At 74.0% G+C, this 17,703-nt stretch carries 17 protein-coding genes and 1 tRNA gene; 13 read left to right on the forward strand and 5 right to left on the reverse strand.

The genetic code is table 11. The features are described 5' to 3' along the window. Window positions 1-44: 44 nt before the first annotated feature. Window positions 45-905: a sugar phosphate isomerase/epimerase family protein gene (locus ACULK2_RS11190; RefSeq protein WP_445967316.1), complete on the forward strand. Its 861-nt coding sequence runs from the start codon at window positions 45-47 to the stop codon at window positions 903-905. A 120-nt stretch (window positions 906-1,025) separates the two neighbouring features. Here ACULK2_RS11190 and ACULK2_RS11195 read toward each other — a convergent pair whose 3' ends face one another. From ACULK2_RS11195 to ACULK2_RS11205, 3 genes are read right to left on the reverse strand one after another with little or no spacing between them, the layout of a single operon-like run. Beyond that, window positions 1,026-3,263: a YhgE/Pip family protein gene (locus ACULK2_RS11195; protein WP_445967317.1), complete on the reverse strand. Its 2,238-nt coding sequence runs from the start codon at window positions 3,261-3,263 to the stop codon at window positions 1,026-1,028. Then, window positions 3,260-6,157: an MMPL family transporter gene (locus ACULK2_RS11200; RefSeq protein ID WP_445967318.1), complete on the reverse strand. Its 2,898-nt coding sequence runs from the start codon at window positions 6,155-6,157 to the stop codon at window positions 3,260-3,262. The genes ACULK2_RS11195 and ACULK2_RS11200 overlap by 4 nt, the downstream gene beginning before the upstream one ends. Window positions 6,158-6,166: 9 nt before the next feature. Further along, window positions 6,167-6,760 carry a TetR/AcrR family transcriptional regulator gene (locus tag ACULK2_RS11205; RefSeq protein ID WP_445967319.1) on the reverse strand — a complete coding sequence of 198 codons (594 nt, stop codon included), beginning with the start codon at window positions 6,758-6,760 and terminating at the stop codon, window positions 6,167-6,169. Between the two features lie 126 nt (window positions 6,761-6,886). Between ACULK2_RS11205 and ACULK2_RS11210 the strand changes: the two genes are divergently transcribed. The 8 genes from ACULK2_RS11210 (at window position 6,887) to ACULK2_RS11245 (ending at window position 13,160) form a co-directional block, all read left to right on the forward strand. After that, window positions 6,887-7,075, forward strand: coding sequence for a hypothetical protein (locus ACULK2_RS11210; protein ID WP_445967320.1), 189 nt, complete (start codon window positions 6,887-6,889; stop codon window positions 7,073-7,075). 140 nt (window positions 7,076-7,215) lie between these two features. Beyond that, window positions 7,216-7,674, forward strand: a complete 459-nt coding sequence (locus ACULK2_RS11215) for a hypothetical protein (protein WP_445967321.1) — start codon at window positions 7,216-7,218, stop codon at window positions 7,672-7,674. A 150-nt stretch (window positions 7,675-7,824) separates the two neighbouring features. Next, entirely contained in the window at window positions 7,825-8,490 is a 666-nt protein-coding gene (locus ACULK2_RS11220) for a biotin transporter BioY (RefSeq protein WP_445967322.1), read from the forward strand. After that, window positions 8,487-9,740, forward strand: a complete 1,254-nt coding sequence (locus ACULK2_RS11225; protein ID WP_445967323.1) for an AMP-binding enzyme — start codon at window positions 8,487-8,489, stop codon at window positions 9,738-9,740. Before ACULK2_RS11220 ends, ACULK2_RS11225 begins: the two co-directional genes overlap by 4 nt. Beyond that, complete coding sequence (locus ACULK2_RS11230) at window positions 9,737-10,939, forward strand: thiolase family protein (RefSeq protein WP_445967324.1); 1,203 nt, start codon at window positions 9,737-9,739, stop codon at window positions 10,937-10,939. The genes ACULK2_RS11225 and ACULK2_RS11230 overlap by 4 nt, the downstream gene beginning before the upstream one ends. Continuing rightward, window positions 10,936-11,616 carry an energy-coupling factor ABC transporter ATP-binding protein gene (locus tag ACULK2_RS11235; protein WP_445967325.1) on the forward strand — a complete coding sequence of 227 codons (681 nt, stop codon included), beginning with the start codon at window positions 10,936-10,938 and terminating at the stop codon, window positions 11,614-11,616. The genes ACULK2_RS11230 and ACULK2_RS11235 overlap by 4 nt, the downstream gene beginning before the upstream one ends. A 7-nt stretch (window positions 11,617-11,623) precedes the next feature. Continuing rightward, window positions 11,624-12,217 (forward strand): energy-coupling factor transporter transmembrane component T family protein, encoded by a 594-nt coding sequence (locus ACULK2_RS11240; protein WP_445967326.1) that lies wholly within the window; start codon window positions 11,624-11,626, stop codon window positions 12,215-12,217. A gap of 52 nt (window positions 12,218-12,269) precedes the next feature. Next, window positions 12,270-13,160: a metal-dependent hydrolase gene (locus ACULK2_RS11245; RefSeq protein ID WP_445967327.1), complete on the forward strand. Its 891-nt coding sequence runs from the start codon at window positions 12,270-12,272 to the stop codon at window positions 13,158-13,160. A gap of 28 nt (window positions 13,161-13,188) precedes the next feature. Here ACULK2_RS11245 and ACULK2_RS11250 read toward each other — a convergent pair whose 3' ends face one another. Together ACULK2_RS11250 and ACULK2_RS11255 are read right to left on the reverse strand one after the other, a co-directional pair. Beyond that, window positions 13,189-14,559, reverse strand: coding sequence for a hypothetical protein (locus ACULK2_RS11250; RefSeq protein ID WP_445967328.1), 1,371 nt, complete (start codon window positions 14,557-14,559; stop codon window positions 13,189-13,191). 175 nt (window positions 14,560-14,734) lie between these two features. Continuing rightward, window positions 14,735-14,810 (reverse strand) — tRNA-Lys (locus tag ACULK2_RS11255). Between the two features lie 173 nt (window positions 14,811-14,983). Between ACULK2_RS11255 and ACULK2_RS11260 the strand changes: the two genes are divergently transcribed. The 4 genes from ACULK2_RS11260 (at window position 14,984) to ACULK2_RS11275 (ending at window position 17,684) form a co-directional block, all read left to right on the forward strand. Then, the gene (locus ACULK2_RS11260; RefSeq protein WP_445967329.1) at window positions 14,984-15,772 is read left to right on the forward strand and encodes an inositol monophosphatase family protein; all 789 of its coding nucleotides are present in this window, start codon (window positions 14,984-14,986) and stop codon (window positions 15,770-15,772) included. Continuing rightward, window positions 15,769-16,704 carry an LLM class F420-dependent oxidoreductase gene (locus ACULK2_RS11265; protein ID WP_445967330.1) on the forward strand — a complete coding sequence of 312 codons (936 nt, stop codon included), beginning with the start codon at window positions 15,769-15,771 and terminating at the stop codon, window positions 16,702-16,704. Before ACULK2_RS11260 ends, ACULK2_RS11265 begins: the two co-directional genes overlap by 4 nt. A gap of 147 nt (window positions 16,705-16,851) precedes the next feature. Continuing rightward, complete coding sequence (locus ACULK2_RS11270; RefSeq protein WP_445967331.1) at window positions 16,852-17,118, forward strand: hypothetical protein; 267 nt, start codon at window positions 16,852-16,854, stop codon at window positions 17,116-17,118. 197 nt (window positions 17,119-17,315) lie between these two features. Beyond that, window positions 17,316-17,684 carry a hypothetical protein gene (locus ACULK2_RS11275; protein ID WP_445967332.1) on the forward strand — a complete coding sequence of 123 codons (369 nt, stop codon included), beginning with the start codon at window positions 17,316-17,318 and terminating at the stop codon, window positions 17,682-17,684. The last annotated feature ends 19 nt before the right edge of the window (window positions 17,685-17,703 follow it).

Genomic DNA, 17,703 nt, shown 5'->3' on the forward strand with positions numbered 1-17,703 from the left:
CCAGCAGTCGGGGCTAGACTTCGAGCCTCATGATCCCTATCGGTATGAGCACCACCTGCGTGTATCCCCTCGAACCCGAGCAGGCCTTCCGCATCGCGAAGGAAGCCGGGTTCGATGGCGTTGAGATCATGGTCACCCAGGAGGTGACCACGCAGGATCCCGATGCCCTCCTCGAGATGTCGGAGCGCTACGAGCTGCCGATCCTCTCGATCCATGCGCCGGTGCTCCTGCTCACCCACTTCGTGTGGGGTCGCGATCCGCGGGTCAAGCTCGCCCGGACGGCCGAGCTCGCGAGGGCCGTCGGCGCCGACAGCGTCGTGGTGCACCCGCCGTTCCGCTGGCAGGCGAGCTACGCGCTCGAGTTCCTCCCCATCGTGCGCACCCTCTCCGAGGAGCACGGGGTCGCCATCGCGGTGGAGAACATGTTCCCGTGGCGTGCGGCCGGCCGGAACATGAAGGCGTACGCGCCCGGCTGGGACCCGCGCCAGATGGACTGCGACGCGGTCACGCTCGACTTCTCGCACGCGGCGCTCTCAGGCACTGACAGCATGCAGCTCGCCGTCGACCTCGGCGAGCGGCTGCGGCACGTGCACCTCTGCGACGGCTCGGGGGCGATCGGCGAGGGCCAGATCTTCGACGAGCACCTGCTGCCGGGCAAGGGCCGTGAGCCGGTGGCCGAGGTGCTGCGCATGCTCGCCGACCAGGGCTGGGACGGCTCGATCGTCGCCGAGGTCAACACCCGGAAGGCGAAGACCGAGGCCGAGCGGCTGGCGATGTTGCGCGAGACCGTGGCGTTCGCACGCGAGCACACCGCGGTCGCCCCGGTGGCGGATGCCGCGGAGCCGACTCCCGAGTCGCCGCTCCGCCGCGTCATCGACGCGATCATCCCGGGCCGGCACTCCTAGACGCGGCGACCGCGCGCTCTTCGTCGGGGCGGCCGATCGGTCCGCCCGGCCCGAGCGAACGGACGCGGCGACGCCGGGCCCGAGGCCCGACGCCGCCGCTTCGGGGTGCGACGCGCCCCGTCAGGCGGTCGCGGGTGCGAGCCGCGGTGCCGAGCGGATGCCGCGACGGCGCGACACCACGATCGCCGTGCCCGCGACGCCGAGCACGCCGAACAGCATGAGCGCGCCGGCCGCGGCCCAGACCCCTGAACCGCCGGCACCCGAGACGATGAGCTGCATGCCCTGCACCGCCCAGGTGAGCGGCAGGAACGGGCTGATCGCCTGGTAGGGGCCGCTCACGACCTCGAGCGGGTAGATGCCGCCGGATGCCGCGAGCTGGAGCACCACGAGCACGAGCGACACCACGGTGCCGATGCGGCCGAGCCAGGCGCTGAGGAACGCGTGGATCGCGGTGAACACGACCGCGAGCAGCGCGGAGAACGACAGCGTCTGCGGAAGCAGCGCCCAGTCGACGCCGAGCACGGTGTGCATGAGGAGCACGACGGCGGCCGCCTGCGCGAGGCCGATGAGCGAGCCCCGGAACAGCGTGCGCGCGACGAGCCGGCCGGTCGGCGCGGTCGACTCGAGCGCCTCGCGTCGGAGCGGACGGAACACCAGGAACAGCGTCATCGCACCCAGCCAGAGGCCGATGGGGCCGATGAGCATCGCGACGACCTCGCCGAACGTCGAGATCTCGTTGTCGCGCGTCGCCTCCGAGACGACCGGCTCCGCGACCACGCCCGCCGTCTCCTCGGGGTCGAGCCCCTCGAGCGAGGAGGTGCCCTCGGCGCCCTGCGCGAGCCCGTCGGCGAGGTCCCCGGTGCCGTCGGCCAGCTGTGCGGCGCCGTCGGCGGATGCCGCGGCGCCGTCGCCCAGCTGGGTGAGGCCGCTCGCGATGCCGCTCACGCCGGAAGCCAGCCCGTCGGCGCCGTCGCGGAGCGCGGGCGAGCCCGCCGCGGCCTGCGACGCACCGCCCGAGAGCTGCGAGATGCCGGACTGGAGACCGTCGATGCCCGAGCCCGTGCCGGCCACGAGCGCCGCGCCACCGCCGGCGAGCTCATCGAACCCGGTCGCGGTGCCCGCGCGGAGCGCATCGCCGCCGGCAACGAGCTGGTCGAACGCGCCCGCGATGCCGGTGCGCAACTCGCCGTCATCGGCGAGCAGGGTCGAGAACGCGCCGTCCGTCCCGTCCGCCAGCGCGTCGGCGCCCTGCGCGAGCCCGTGCACGTTCGCCACGTACTCCGACACCGCCTGCGTGGCCAGTGCCCCGGTCGGGTCGGCGGCGAGCAGCTGCGGGAGCGACGCGACGAGCGCATCGCCGCCGTCGGCCAGCTGGTGCGCGCCGACCGCGTAGTCCTCGATGCCCCCGACGACGCCGGCCCGGGTGAGGCCGACGGCCTGGACGATGCCCGCGTCCACTCCGGACCCGGCGGTCGCGACCCCGCCGACGTACTGCGCGATGCCGTCGTCGATCCCGGCCCCGGCCTGCGCGACCCCGCCGACGTACTGGGAGACGCCCGACGTGATGCCGTCGAGCCCGCCGGCCTCGGCGTCGAGCGTGCCGAGTCCGCCTGCGATCTGCTCGACGCCCGACGTGTACCGGTCGACGCCCGAGGCGTACGCCGCGGCGCCGTCCGCCGCCTGCGCGGTGCCGTCGGCGGCGGAGCCGATGCCGCCCGCGAGCTGGTCCAACCCGCCCGCGAGCTCGTCGGCACCGTCCGCGAGCTGCCCCGCGCCGTCCGCCGCGTCGCCGAGCGAGCCGCCGACCTGCACGAGGTTGCCGTAGAGGCCCTCCAGGTACTGCGTGGTGAGCTCCTGGCCGAACGTCGTCGCGATCGCGTCGCCGACGGTCGCGCCGATCGTGCCCGCGAGGTAGCTGTGCGCGTCGTCGGTGCGGATGTCGAGCGCCGCCGTCGTCGGCGCGTCGCCTGCGAGCGAGGTGACCGACGCCGAGAAGTCGGCGGGGATGGTCAGCACCGCGTAGGCCTCGCCGTCGGCGAGGGCGGCCGCAGCCTCCTCGTCGTTCGAGATCGTCCAGTCGAAGCCGGTCTCGCCGTCGCCCGTGAGCTCGGTCACCAGCAGGCGACCGGCGAGCACGGGCTGCTCCTCGCCGTCGGGCGTGGTCGTCGTGACCATCTCGTCGTTGTTCACGACGATCGCGGGGATCGTGTCCATGCGCTCGTCGGCGCCGCCGATGGCGCCGGCGACGAGGCCGGCGACGGCGAGCGGAACGGCGATCACGGCCGCGAGGAGCGCGGCGCGACGTGTGCGGCGTCCGGCGGTCGAGCCGGGGCGCGCGGTGGAGTCGGAGCGGGTCATCGGAGGGCCTCCTGGGGGCGGGCGATGAGGTCGAGCGTGCGGATGTCGCGACCCCCGAACGCCGCCGGGGCGTGCTCGAGGTCGGCGTCGGGCGCCGTGGTCGCGATGAGCAGGACGTCGGCGGGCACGAGCGAGGCGAGCGCCGGCCACAACCGCTCGGGGATGCTGGACGCGCCGTCGAGGTCGACGACGACGGCCCGCGGTCGCTCGGCGAGTGCCGCGGCGACGGCGACGAGCACGCGGTCGAGGGTGTCGAGCGACGCGTACGGCGTGTCGGGGTCGAGCGCCCGCGTGCGCCACGCGAGCGGGTCGGGCGCGGCGGCGCGGGCCTCGGCGACCCGGCGGAGCGCCGCGGCGACCGCGGCGCGCGTCGAGTCGAGTCGGTACCACGCGCGGGTCGCGTCGACCCGCGAGGCGACCAGTTCGCCCGCAGTGGCGCCGGCCGCGGCATCCGTCACCGTGTCGGCGATCGCCACGCGCCGCATGACCGCACCCGCATCGGTGGGCAGCGGGAGGCCGAGCACGGCGAGGCGTCCGTCGGCCGGAAGGACGCGACCGGCGAGGGTCGCGCCGAGGAGCCGGCGATCGGCCGGGCGGCCGCGCACCACGAGCACGCCGCCGCGGGGCACCGCGAGCGAGAACGGGCCGAGCGGGCGTTCGGGGTCGCCGACGAGGAGGTCGGCGGCGAGCAGGTCGGCGTCGCGGGCGGCCGCCCACTCCGACTCCGCGAGGTGGGCACGGAGCCCCTCCCCCTCGATGTCGACGTCGGGCAGGATGCGGGCGAGCCACTTCGGCAGCCACCACGCGCCGCGACCGGCCAGCGCCATCGCGGCCGGGACCAGCGTCATCCGCACGAGGAACGCATCGAACGCGACGCCCACGGCGAGGGCGAAGGCGATGCCCTTGATCACGCCGGAGCCCTCCGGGACGAACGCGAAGAAGACGAAGAACATGATCAGCGCGGCGGCGGTCACCACACGGGCGGCATGCTGGAAGCCGTGGACGATCGAGCTGCGCGGATCGCGGGTCTTGACGAACTCCTCGCGCATGCCCGAGACGAGGAACACCTCGTAGTCCATGGCGAGGCCGAAGAGCACCGCCATGAGCAGGATCGGCAGGAAGCTCAGGATCGGCCCCGGCTCGATGTGCATGAGGTCGGCGAGCCACCCCCACTGGAAGACGGCGACCGTCAGGCCGATGGCACCGAACGCCGAGAGCAGGAACCCGAGGGCGGCCTTGATCGGCACGAAGACCGACCGGAACACGATGAGCAGCAGGATGATCGAGAGTCCGACGACGATGAGCGCGAACGGCACGAGTGCGTCGTTCAGTCGCTGCGAGATGTCGATCGAGACCGCCGTGTACCCGGTGACCGCGATCGGGGTGCCGAACTCGTCGACGATGTCGTCCTCGAGGTCGCGGATGTCCTGCACGACCTGCTTGGTCTCGGGGTCGGTCGGCGCCGACTCGGGGATGACCTGGATGATCGCGGTGTCGACGGTCTCGTTCGGCAGGCCCTCGCCGACGTAGGCGACGCCGTCGACCTCGGCGAGGCGATCGCCGATCGCGTCGAGGTCGTCGAAGATGTCGGTCGTCTGCGTGATGTCGACCGTGACGATGAGCGGCCCGTTGTAGCCCGGGCCGAAGCCCTCGGCGATCATGTCGTACGCCTCGCGCTGGCTCGTGCCCTCCTCGCCCTGCCCGCCGGGCAGGTTGAGGTCGAGGCTCGCGGCGGGGATGGCGGCCGCACCGAGGAGTCCGACGACGAGCAGCACGAACACGACCGGCGCCTTGAGCACGGTGTCGACCCACCGGCGACCCATGGTGCGCTTGCCGGAGTCGTCGGAGGCGACGGCGCGCCGGTGGGCGCGACTGCCGGGCTTCGGGGCGAGCCGTCCCTTCGCGAGGCCCAGCAGGGCCGGCAGCAGCGTGGTGGCGCCGAAGACGGCGACGAGCACCGCGAATGCCGCGCCCACGCCCATGACGCTGAGGAACGGGATGCCGACGACGAGCAGGCCGAGGAGGGCGATGATGACGGTGAGGCCCGCGAAGACGACCGCGCCGCCGGCCGTCGCGACCGCCTCGGCCGCGCTCTCCTCCGGGTCCATGCCCCGTGCGAGCTGGGTGCGGTGACGCGACAGGATGAACAGCGCGTAGTCGATGCCCACCGCCAGGCCGATCATGACGGCGAGCATGGGGGCCGTGCTCGAGACCGTCGCGAACGCGGCCACGACGGAGATGCCGCCGAATGCGGTGCCCACGCCCACGAGGGCGGTGAGCAGGGGCATCCCGGCGGAGAGCAGGGAGCCGAAGGTGATGAGGAGGACGACGCCGGCGAAGATCACGCCGAACGCCTCGGTGATGGTGAGGCCGAAGGTGGTCTCCTGGAACACCTCGCCGCCGAAGGCGACCTCGAGGCCGGCATCGCGGCCGATCTCGCCCGTGGCCAGCACCTCGTCGATCTGCGCGTCCGTGACATCCGTCACCTGGCCGTCGAACTGCACCTGGATGTAGGCGGTGCGGGCGTCGCCGGAGACCTGGTCGCCGGCGTACTCGTCGAACGGGCCGAGCACGCTCGCGACGCCGTCGACGTCCTCGAGCTCGGACTCCATGTCCTCGATGGCGTCGCGGTACGGGGCGTTCTCGACCGAGTCGCCGTCGGGCGCCTCGACCACGGCCTTCGCCGATGCGCCGGCCGTCTGCGGGAAGACGGCCGCGAGCTGGTCGATCGCGTCCTGCGACTCGGTCCCCGGGATGGAGTACGACTCCTGGAGCTGTCCGCCGAGGCCGATCCCGGCGCCGACGAGGCCGCCGAGGGCGAGCACCCAGGCGGCGATGACGACCCAGGCGCGGCGATAGGCGAAGCGTCCGATGCGGTGGAGGAGGAGTGCCACGGTTCTCTCTCAGTTGCTGGTGGTGCGGGCGGGGGTGAGGATGTCGACGATGATCCGGCGCAGCGCGTCGCGGAGCTCGTCGTCGGACGGCTGGGTGGACTCGTCGGCGAAGTTGCGGCCGGCGGTGAGCAGGAAGGCCGCGCCCCCGAGGGCGATGCCGAACCGGACCTGGTCGTCGACGCTCTCGCGCTCCTCGCAGACGGCGGCGGCGAGGCGCCGGACGGCGACGTTCGCGCGCGCGATGATCGGGAGCTCGGAGAGGCTCTGCCCCTGCGTGAGGAACACGTGCACGGCCTCCCGATGGACGAGGAGCAGGTCGACCACGCGGTCGACGAGCGCGCGCCTGCGGCCGGTGCCGCGGGCCGCGAGGTACTCCTCGAGCACGTCCTCGAAGCCCGCGATGGCGGGCTCGATCGCCGCCTCGAGCAGCGCCTCCTTCGAGGCGAAGTGGTAGAGCACGCTCGACTTCGCATAACCGGCCTCGTCGGCGATGTGCTGCAGCGACGTGCCGGCGAAGCCGACCGTCGCGAACTGCTCGAGCGCGGCGTGCCGGAGTTCGTCGGCGGCGCGCACACGTGACGTCGTCCTCGCATCGATGGGCATGCGAACGACGCTAGTTGACCGATCGGTCAGACCCTGCACGATCGGTCAGATTCGGGGTGTCCTCACAGCCTCGACGCTCCGTCAACCCGGTCGCGCGGTTCGCGGTGGACGCGATAGCGTTGCGGAATGCGCAAGTACCTCTTCAGTGGAGCGGTCCTGAGTTCGCTGTTCGGCGCGGTCGGAGTCATCCGGGCGACGCAGGCGGGGCCGCGCGACTGGAGACTCGTGCTCATGTGGGTCTCGTGGGCCGCCACGCTCGCCATCGCGATCGGGACGGTGGCCGACGAGCAGAAGCGTCGCGAACTGGTCGAGTAGCCCGACCGACCCGCACCGTCCGCGTCAGACGGCTCGGCACCCCCGCGGCGTGTCCGGGCCCGGGGGGTCGCCGCGTGACGGACACTGGACGAAACGCCGTCCGACGTAGTCCGCCACCAGTTCCGACCGAGAGGACGCCGATGTTCCGCCGCTGGCGCCGCGCGCGGCTCGCCGCACAGGCCGCAGCCCACACCGCCCCCGCACCGTCGCCCCGAGCCACGGCCGCGGACCTCCGCGGCGAGCACATCTTCGAGCTCGTGAACGCGCGCCTCTCCCGCTTCATCGGCCCGGACGGCCAGTGGTCCCTCGTTCGCCGGTCGGCCGACGACTCGGACCGGATCTTCCAGGCGATGCTGACCCACCAGATCGCCGCCGAGGTCACCCGCGCCATCCTCGAGGAGCGCGAGCAGGTCGCCGTCGTCGTCCCCGCCGAGGATGCGTCGCTGGCCCTGAGCTGGACGCCCGCACCGCTCGTCATGTGGGCCGACCCGGTCGAGCCGACCGACGTCGACATCGTCGAGGCGGATGCCGCGGAGCCGGCCGCCACGACGGGGAACATCGCCGACCTCCCGGTCGAGGAGCCCGCGCGCGCCGCGTGATGCGGCTCCGCCGCCCCCCGACGCATCGACGGCGTTCCAAAATCGGCCGGGGATTCTTGTACGGCCACCTCGCGCGGCGCCTCCCCCGCCGTTCGTAGCGTGAACCCCACGGGCATCCCCGCCCGACCACGCCGAACGAACGGGACCAGCATGACCGCCGCCCCCAGCCCCGACGCCGCGCCCGAGCGGCGCCGCGCCCGGACCTCCGCCCGCGACCTCGCGCAGATCGCCGTGTTCGCCGCACTCATCGCCGCGCTGGGCCTGCCGGGGGCGCTGTACCTCGGCAACGGCGCGATCCCCATCACCTTCCAGACCCTGGGCGTGATGCTCGCCGGCGCGATCCTCGGCGCACGGAAGGGCGCGCTGTCGGTGCTGCTGTTCCTCGCCCTCGTCGCGGCGGGTCTTCCGCTGCTCGCCGGCGGCCGCGGCGGCCTCGGGGTGTTCGTCGGTCCGTCGGTCGGGTACCTGGTCGGCTGGGTGCTCGGCGCCCTCGTGATCGGCTGGTTCACGGCCCGCCTCCTCCCCCGTTACCGGGTGGTGCCCGCGCTCGGCGCGACCGCGCTCGGCGGGATCGTCGTCGTCTACCTGGTCGGCGTTCCGGTCTCCGCCGCGATCACCGGCCTGCCGCTGGGCGCCACGATCATCGCCGCGGCGGCGTTCCTGCCGGGCGACATCCTGAAGGTCGTCGTGACCGTGCTCGTGGCCAAGGGCGTGCACCGCTCCTGGCCGGGCCTCATCGAGCCGCGCAGCCGGCCGTGGCAGCGGGCGACCGACCCGGAGCTGACGACCGCGGACGAGGCGGCCCGCACGGCATGATCGACCTGCTCGGCGCACCCGGCGACCGCATCGCGCTCTCGTTCGGCGGACAGGACGTCCGCTTCGACGAGCTCGCGCGCGCGGTCGCCGGCGCCGAGCTGCCGCCGGGTCCGGGTCCGGTCGGATGCCGCGCCGGCGCGGATCCCGTCGCCGCGATCACGACGGTGCTCGCGTGCCTCGATCGTGGTCGTCCGGTGCTCGTCGGCGGCACGCAGGCCGAGGCGGACCGTCGCGCCCGGCTCCTGCCCGCGGGCACCGAGCTCGCCCTGACGACCTCGGGCTCGACGTCGGCCGACGGGTCGCCGCGCGTGATCGCCCGCACCCTCGAATCGTGGCGGGCGTCGGCGCTCCCGCTGGCCGGACTCGCCGGCATCGGCCCCGACGACCGCGTCGCGATCAGCGGCCCGCTCGCGGTCTCGATGCACCTCTACGCGGCGCTGCACGCGCTCTGGATCGGCGCTGCCGTCACCGACGACGTGCGCGCCGCCACGGCGGTGCACGCGACGCCGACCCGGCTGACCCGGCTGCTCTCCGCCGACACGCCCCCGCCCCGCACCGCGATCGTCGCCGGCGCCGCGCTGCCGGCGCGGCTCCGCGAGCAGGCGGCGGCGCGCGGCATCCGCCTGCTCGAGTACTACGGCGCCGCCGAGCTGTCGTTCGTGCTCGCCCGCCGCCACGAGCTCGGCGGGGACCGCGCTGCCGATGCGGGGCTCGAACCGTTCCCGGGCGTCGAGGTCGACCTCCGCCGGGTGGACGCGGGCCTCGAGCTGTGGGCGCGCTCGCCGTACCTCGCGCTCGACATCGTCGGCGGGCGGATGCGGCGCGACGCCGACGGGTACGCGACGGTCGGCGACCTCGCCGAGCGGGCGCCGGGCGGCGGCATCCGGATCCTGGGACGCGGTGACTCGGCGATCATCACCGCCGGCGCGACCGTGCTCGCCGAGGACGTCGAGGCGCACCTGACCGGCCTGCCCGGCGTCCGAGACGCGGCGGTCGTCGGCGAACCGCACCACCTGCTCGGCGAGCGCATCGCCGCGGTCGTCGAGCTCGAGCCCGGCACCCGGCTCGAGGCCGTGGCGGATGCCGCGCGCGCCGCGCTCGGCCCCGTCGAGCTGCCGCGGCGGTGGTTCGCGGCCGAACTCCCCCGCACCGCATCGGGCAAGCCCGCACGCGGGCGGCTGCGCCACGACCTGGTCGCCGGTCGGCTCGGTCCGGGACATCCGCCCCTCGCCGGCGGGAGTCGCGCATGACCGGCGATCACGCCCCGGTCATCCTCGCCGCGCGACGCACCGCGATCGGCACCGCCGGGCGCGGATTCGGCCGGCACACGGTCGATGCGCTGGCCGCGCCCGTGCTCGCCGCGGTCGCGGCCGAGCTCGCGCCGGCGAGCGTCGCGGTCGACGACGTGATCCTCGGCAACTGCATGGGTCCGGGCGGGGACCTCGCGCGCGTGGCGTCGCTCCGCGCCGGGCTCGGCGCCGGCGTGCCGGGCGTCACCGTCGACCGGCAGTGCGGCTCGGGGCTCGATGCGGTGATGCAGGCGGCATCGCGCGTGCGTTCGGGCGACGCGGGGCTCGTGCTCGCCGGCGGGGCCGAGTCGGCGTCGACCGCGCCGCATCGGTCGTGGCCGGACACGGGCGAGAGATACGAACGCGCGCCCTTCGCCCCGATCGGATCGCCCGACCCCGACATGGGTCCGGCGGCCGAGCAGCTCGCGCGGCTGCGCGGCATCACCCGCGAGCGGCAGGACGCCTGGGCCGCGCGCTCGCACGCCCGCGCCGCCGCGGCCCGCGACGACGGACGGTTCGACGCCGAGGTCGTCGCGGTCGACGGCGTCGCGCGCGACGACCGGCCGCGGGCGTCGATGGATGCGGCGATGCTCGCGCGGTTCGCTCCGGCGTTCGACCCGGAGCCCGGGCACGTGCTCGGATCCCGGAACGAGCGGGATGGGGCATCCGACATCGGCACCGTCATCGGCGCCGGCAGCGTCACCGCCGGCAACTCGTGCGGCTTCTCCGACGGCGCGGCCGCGATGGCCGTCACCACGGCCGACCTCGCCCGCGATCTCGGCCTGCCCGCGCTGCGGGTGCGCGCGGCCGCGGTCGCCGCCGGCGACCCCGCGCTGCCGGGCCTCGGCGCCGCCTGGGCCGGCCGTCGCGTGCTCGACCGAGCCGGCATGACCGCCGCCGACTTCGGCTTCGTCGAGATCACCGAGGCGTTCGCCGCCCAGGTGCTCGCCGTGATGGACGAGCTCGGGCTCGACGAGGAGACCGTCTCGGGCGACGGCGGCGCGATCGCGCTCGGGCACCCGTGGGGCGCGTCGGGCGCCATCCTGCTCGTGCGCCTCGCCGCGCGCATGGCGGCCGCCGACGACGCCCGCGCCGGCCTGGCGGCGTGTTCCATCGGTGGCGGGCAGGGCGTCGCCATGATCGTGGAGCGCGTCGCATGAGCGCCATCCGCTTCGACCGCGTCAGCCACCGCTTCGGCGACGAACTCGTCGTCGACGACGTGAGCCTCGAACTGACCGAGCGTCGCATCGGCATCGTCGGCGCGAACGGGTCGGGCAAATCCACGCTCGCCCGCATGGTCAACGGGCTCGTCACGCCGACCTCGGGCACGGTCGCGGTCGACGAGCTCGACGTCGCCCGGCACGGCCGCGAAGTGCGCCGCCGGGTCGGCTTCGTGTTCACCAACGCCGACACGCAGATCGTGATGCCCACCGTCCGCGAGGACGTCGCCTTCACCATCCGCCGGCACCGGCTCGATGCCGCGACCGCAGCGGCACGCGTCGACGCCGTGCTCGAGCGCTTCGGACTCGCCGAACTCGCCGATCGGCCGGCGCATCGCCTGTCGGGCGGGCAGAAGCAGCTGCTCGCGCTCGCCGCGGTGCTCGTCGGGGAACCCGCGATCGTGATCGCCGACGAGCCGACCACGCTGCTCGACGCGCGCAACGCGCGCCGCATCGCCGAGCACTTCGCGACCCTCGACGAGCAGCTCATCGTCGTCAGCCACCACCTCGAGCTGCTCGAGTCGTTCGACCGGGTCGTCGTCATGGAGGCCGGCCGCATCGTCGCCGACGGCGCGCCCGCGCACGCGCTCGACGCCTACCGGGCGCTGATCGGGTGATGCGGCCATGATCGGCGTCTTCCATCCCGGCTCGTCCGTCGTGCACCGGATGCCGGCGCTCGCCAAGCTCGGACTGCTGGCGGTCGCCGTCACGGCGACCGCGCTCGTCGATTCGCTCCCCGTGCTCGGCGTCATCGGGGCGCTCACCATCGCGCTGTTCGCGCTCGCCCGGATCCCCGCGCGCGTCGCCTGGCGGCAGGTCGCGCCCATCCTCTGGGTGCTCGCGCTCGCCATCCCCCTGCAATGGATCTTCGCCGGGTGGGAGGCCGCGGCGACCATGGGCGGCCGGCTGCTGCTCGCCGTCGCGCTCGCGGCCGTCTACACGCTCACGACGCCCGTCTCGGCGACGCTCGACGCCATGCAGGTGCTGTTGCGTCCCTTCGCGCGGTGGATCGACCCGGACCGCGTCGGCCTCGCGCTGGCCCTCGCCATCCGCTGCGTGCCCCTGCTCGCCGACCTCGTGCGCGAGGTCCTCGACGCGCGCAAGGCGCGAGGGGCCGAGGGGTCGCCGACGGCGCTGGCGGTGCCGGTGATCGTGCGGACGCTCCGCACCGCCGACCACCTCGGCGAGGCGCTCATGGCGCGCGGCGTCGACGACTGAGCCTGTTCCGGGGATGCCGCGGCGCGCGCGTCGCGGACGTCGCGTGTCGTCGGTGCCCGGCAGACTGATCGACGGCCGGTCGCCCTCCCGACCGCGTCGCCCTGCCGACCCCGCCGCCTGCGCCGACCGTTCGGCCGACCCCTGGAGCACCACCCCGATGATGGGCATCACCCATGCCACGAGCGGCGCCGCCGCCTGGCTCGCGATCACCGGAACCATGCCGGTCGTCACCGCCGGCACCTACCCGCTCGACCCCGTCGGCGTGCTCGCCGGAACGGCGGTCTGCGCGGGCGCCGCGCTGCTCCCCGACGCCGACCACCACAGCGCCACGATCGCGCACTCCGTCCCGGTGCTCGGCAGGCTGGCGACGGGCGTCGTCGGCGCGGCATCCGGCGGCCACCGGCAGGGGGCGCACTCGCCCGTCGGCGTGCTCGTCACCTTCGCCGCGGCGTGGGCGCTCACGCTCGTCGCGCTCCCGGTCGACCCGCTCGGCACGCTCGCGATCGGCGCCGGCGCCGGCGCGGCGGCGCTCACCGCGTTCGGGTTGAAGGCGCGCGGCCTCATCCGCTCGTGGCCCGCCGCGTGGGCGATCGGCGCCCTGCTCGGCGCGTTCATCGTCGTCTTCGCGCCCGAGCAGGTCGCGTGGTTCCCGCTCGCCGTGCTGGTCGGATTCGTCGCGCACGTCGCGGGCGACTTCCTCACCACCGGAGGGCTGCCCGGACTCATCTGGCCGTGGCGCATCCGCCCGCCCCGGCGGCTTCGTCCCGTCCCGGTGCTCAACCGCGTCTGGCTGCCGAACGGCTACGTGTCGCTCCCCCTGCTCGGCGACACGGGCTCGCTCCGCGAGACGATGCTCGGCGCCGCCCTCGGCACCTACTGCTTCGTCGGCTCCACCTACGAGGTGCTGCGCCTCATCGGCGTCGACCCGTTCTCGTTCTGGTGATCGGCAGCGGCGTCCGGCCCACGTGCCGTCACTCGAGCAGCGAGCACGGCACGCGCATCGCCCAGCCGGCCGGAGCGAGCGGGACCTTCTGCGCGGCATCCGGTCCTGCGATCGCGCATCGGTCGCGCGACGCGTCGATCCCGTCCTCCCACGCCGGTCCACCGGACCGTTCCGACGAGTGCGGGACGACCGTGGCGACGGTCAGGAGCGCGATGGTCGCGCAGAGGATCGCGATCGAACCGGCGCGGAAGACGCCGTTCCGCCGCGCCACCGAGGTCGCGAGCACGACGACGCCGAGCAGGAGGAGCGCCGGGACCACGCCGTACCGGGTGATGATCAGCGCGACCGCATCCTGCAGCCGCACGACCGAATAGAACTGGTACGGCTCGGCGTTCAGCCCGTAGGCGGCCGACCACGTCACCACGGAGCCCACCACGAGTGCGGACACCGCGACGCGCTCGACCGCGTTGCCACGGACGAGAACCCACACCGCGGCCGCGGCGAAGAGCGCGAGCACCGCCAGCGCGCCCCACCAGCCGAACAGCAGCACCCACTGGGCGATGACCTGCGTGGTCGGCGCGACCGCGGCCATCGGTCCGTGCAGGAGGTAGCCCTCGGCCGTCGACAGCAGGGGCGGCGGCTCGCCCGATCCGGCGCTCCGGGGCGCGATGATCGACGCGGCGATCTGGAGCGCCCCGCCGAGCAGGACGCCCGCGCCGACGATCCATCGGCGCGGGTCGCGAGCACGCCACGCGAGCAGGGGCACGAAGAGCAGCATCTGGATCTCGGTGAGCGCGGCGAGCGCACCGGCGACGCCGAGCAGCACGGCACTCGAGGTCCGGCGCGGCGTCGCGAGCAGGAGCCACGGCGCGAGCCAGAGCAGGTACCAGTGCAGGTTGGCGGTGTTGCCGAGCACCTCGTACGGCGCGAGCGGCACGAGGAAGGTCAGCGCCCCCATCGCGACGCGCGCGGGCAGCCAGACGACGACCTCGCGAGCGCACACGAACACGAGCGCGGCGACCGCGCCGACGACGAGGCAGGATGCCGCGGTCAGCCCGATCGCCCAGGCATCGACCGGCAGTGCGATCACGAGCGTCGCCGAGACGAGACGCGGCAGGGCGTGGAGGTAGCCCTGGTAGGGCTCGAGGACGATGCCGAACGGGTTCCCCTCGAGCGCCCCGGCGAGGAAGATCGCTCCGTCCTCGGCCCAGATCGTGCCGCGGGTCACCGCATCGAGACGGAACCACGACACGACCGCCCCGATGACGAGCAACCCGAGCGCCGGCGCCCATTCCGGGATGGGAGGACGCCTCGGCGTCGCCGACGGCGACCGTTCGGCAGCGGCGTCGGAGTTCGCCGTGCCGTCCGATCGCGGGGCCTCCGCCGGTCGCCGTCGCACCGTACCAAGGTAGGCCCGCCGCGGGTGGCCCCGGCTCCGACACGACGGTCGCCCGAGCGGCTGCCGGCCGTGACGCCCCTCGGCCGGCCGGCTCGCGCGGCCCGCACCACCCGGCCGACACCCGTCACCGGGGCGTGGACGACGAAGGCCCCGGCGATCTCTCGCCGGGGCCTGCTGGTGCACCCCCAGGGACTTGAACCCTGAACCCACTGATTAAGAGTCAGTTGCTCTGCCGATTGAGCTAGAGGTGCGTTTCGGCGGGATTTTCGCAACCCCGAACCGAGGAACAAAGTTATCAGGTCGGAGCCCGGAACGCGAAATCGTCGCGGCTCGGGCGCGTCGCGCGGCGCGCCCCCTTCCGATGCGCCGCCTCGCGGCATCCACTCGTCGAAGTCGGGGGGCAGGGCGTCGGTAGGCTGAACCGGTGACGGATGCCTCGTACGCCGACGATCTCGCCCTCGCCCTCGAACTTGCCGACCTCGCCGATGCGGCCGCGATGTCCCGCTTCCGCGCCGTCGACCTCAGGATCGACACGAAACCCGACCGCTCGTTCGTGACCGAGGCCGACCTCGCGGTCGAGCGCGCGGTGCGCGACCTGCTCGCCGAGCGGCGACCGGGCGACGGCATCCTCGGCGAGGAGTACGGCACCGAGGGCTCGGGCTCGCGGCAGTGGATCATCGACCCCATCGACGGAACGTCGAACTTCCTCCGCGGCGTCCCGGTGTGGGGCGCGCTCATCGCGCTCACGGTCGACGGCGCGCCGGTCGTGGGCGTCGCGTCGATGCCGGCGATCGGGCGACGTTGGTGGGGTGCTCCGGGCGTCGGCGCGCAGACGACGGATGCCGCGGGGGCGGCGCCCCGCGACATCCGCGTGTCGAACGTGGCCGACCTCGGCGACGCGTCGCTCAGCTTCCAGAGCATCGCGCAGTGGCGCGACGCGGGGTACCTCGGCCGCCTGCTCGCGCTCGGCGAGCGCGTCTGGCGCGACCGCGCCTACGGCGACCTGTGGTCGTACTGCCTGCTCGCCGAGGGTCTCGTCGACATCGTCGGCGAGTTCGACGTGAAGCCGTGGGACCTCGCGGCGCTCATCCCGATCGTCGAAGGCGCCGGCGGGCGGTTCACGTCGGTGACGGGCGAGGCGGGCGCCGGCAACGGCAGCGCCCTGGCCACCAACGGCCTGCTGCACGACGCGGTGCTCGAGGCGCTGAAGTGAGCCGCACCCTCGAGGTCTGCATCTTCACCGAGCCGCAGCAGGGCGCGAGCTACGACGAGCAGCTCGCGCAGGCGCAGCAGGCCGAGCGGCTCGGCTTCGACGGCTGGTTCCGCAGCGACCACATCCTGCACATGGGCGCGGGCGATCCGATGCCCGGTCCGACCGACGCGTGGACGACGCTCGCCGGCATCGCCCGGGAGACCGAGTGCATCCGGCTCGGCACGCTCGTCTCCCCGGTGACGTTCCGCCACCCCGGGCTGCTCGCGATCCAGGTCGCCCAGGTCGACGACATGTCGGGCGGACGCGTCGAGCTCGGCCTGGGCGCCGGATGGTTCGGCGCCGAACACGCCGCGTACGGCATCCCGTTCCCCGAGCGCCGGTTCGACCTCCTCGAGGAGCAGCTGCAGGTCGTCACCGGACTCTGGCGAACACCGGCCGGCGACACCTTCTCGTTCCCGGGCGAGCACTACGACCTCGTCGACGCCCCAGCCCTTCCGAAGCCCGTGCAGTCGCCCGTGCCGCTCATCATGGGCGGCGGCGGCCGCACCCGACTGCCCGCCCTCGCGGCGCGCTACGCGACCGAGTTCAACCGGGGCTTCTCCGACGAGGACGAGATCGCGGCCTCCTTCGCGCGGGTGCGCGCCGCCTGCGAGGCGATCGGCCGCGATCCGGGCACGATGAAGCTGAGCGTGGCGCTGCCGACGGTGGTGGCGACGGATGACGCGGCCTACCTCCGCCGACTCGACGCGATCCACGCCGACCCCGACACGTTCGCTGCGATGAACGTCGCCGGGACGCCGGAGGTCGCGGTCGAGAAGATCCGCCGGCTCGCCGACCTCGGCGCGGATCGCGTCCACCTCCAGCTCGTCGACCAGCGCGACCTCGATCACGTCGAGCTCATCGCCGCGGAGGTGCTCCCCCACCTCGGCTGACGCGCGGCCGGGTGCTCCGCGACGTGCGACCTGCGCGGCTCCGCCGCCGATATCGCGTTTCGGGCACGATCCGCGTCACCGTGCCGGAGTGTCGCCGGCGTCGATTACCCTTGTCCTGAGGGCCGGGGGGCCTCGAGGGGGAACGAGATGCGGCTGATCGCACGCCGACGACACGAAGTCGTCGACCAGCAACCGCTGGGTCCGGAAGACGACCCGTACGCCGCGTACCTGATCTGGAAGGCCGAGCGCGACGCCGCAGCGGCCCCGCTCGTCACGGACGACGGAGCGGAGGCGGACGGCGCGGTGAGCGCCGCGTCCGCCGCCGCGTCGATCGAGTCCGCCGAGCCGGCGCGCGGCTCGTGGTTCCGTCGCATCACTGCGCTCGGGCACGTCAACGCCGCACGCGACCGCTGAGCGCTCCACTCGAGCAGCGACCGTCGGCGCAGCACGGCACGAGCACGCGGCGTCCCTTCACGACTCCCGCGGTCAGCGCCGTTCTCGATGGACGTGGCGGATCAGCGCACGGCCGCGATTCTTGACACTTCCTCAGGTCCGAGTAACGTCGGTGGCGATCCGGCACGTTCCGTACCGATGACGCACACGGAGGAGTCATGCTCAAGAGAACCCTGGCCGCGGCGGGTCTCGCCGCCGCATTCGTCCTCATTCCCACCTCGGCGCAGGCACTCGACTGCATCAATGTGAGCAAGCCGCCAGCGGCCTGCGGCAGCGAGTGCGAGGCGCCCGTCATCAACGGCAACTGGGGCTGGCTGCCGAGCGTCTTCCCCGGGGCACCCGAGGTGTGGGTGTTCGTCCCGCCGGGCACGGTCCAGGACTTCGGCCTGCCGGGCGAGAACGGCAACTACCAGAACGGCGAGGGCTACGCGCTGCTCGTCAACGCCATCTGCGACTCGCTGGGCCAAGTGAGCGAGAAGCGCCAGGCCGAGCACGGGATCCAGCTCATGGAGGGCTGCCCCCCGTGATCCGCCTGTGACGACGCAG

The organism is Agromyces molybdatiresistens, from assembly GCF_052748445.2.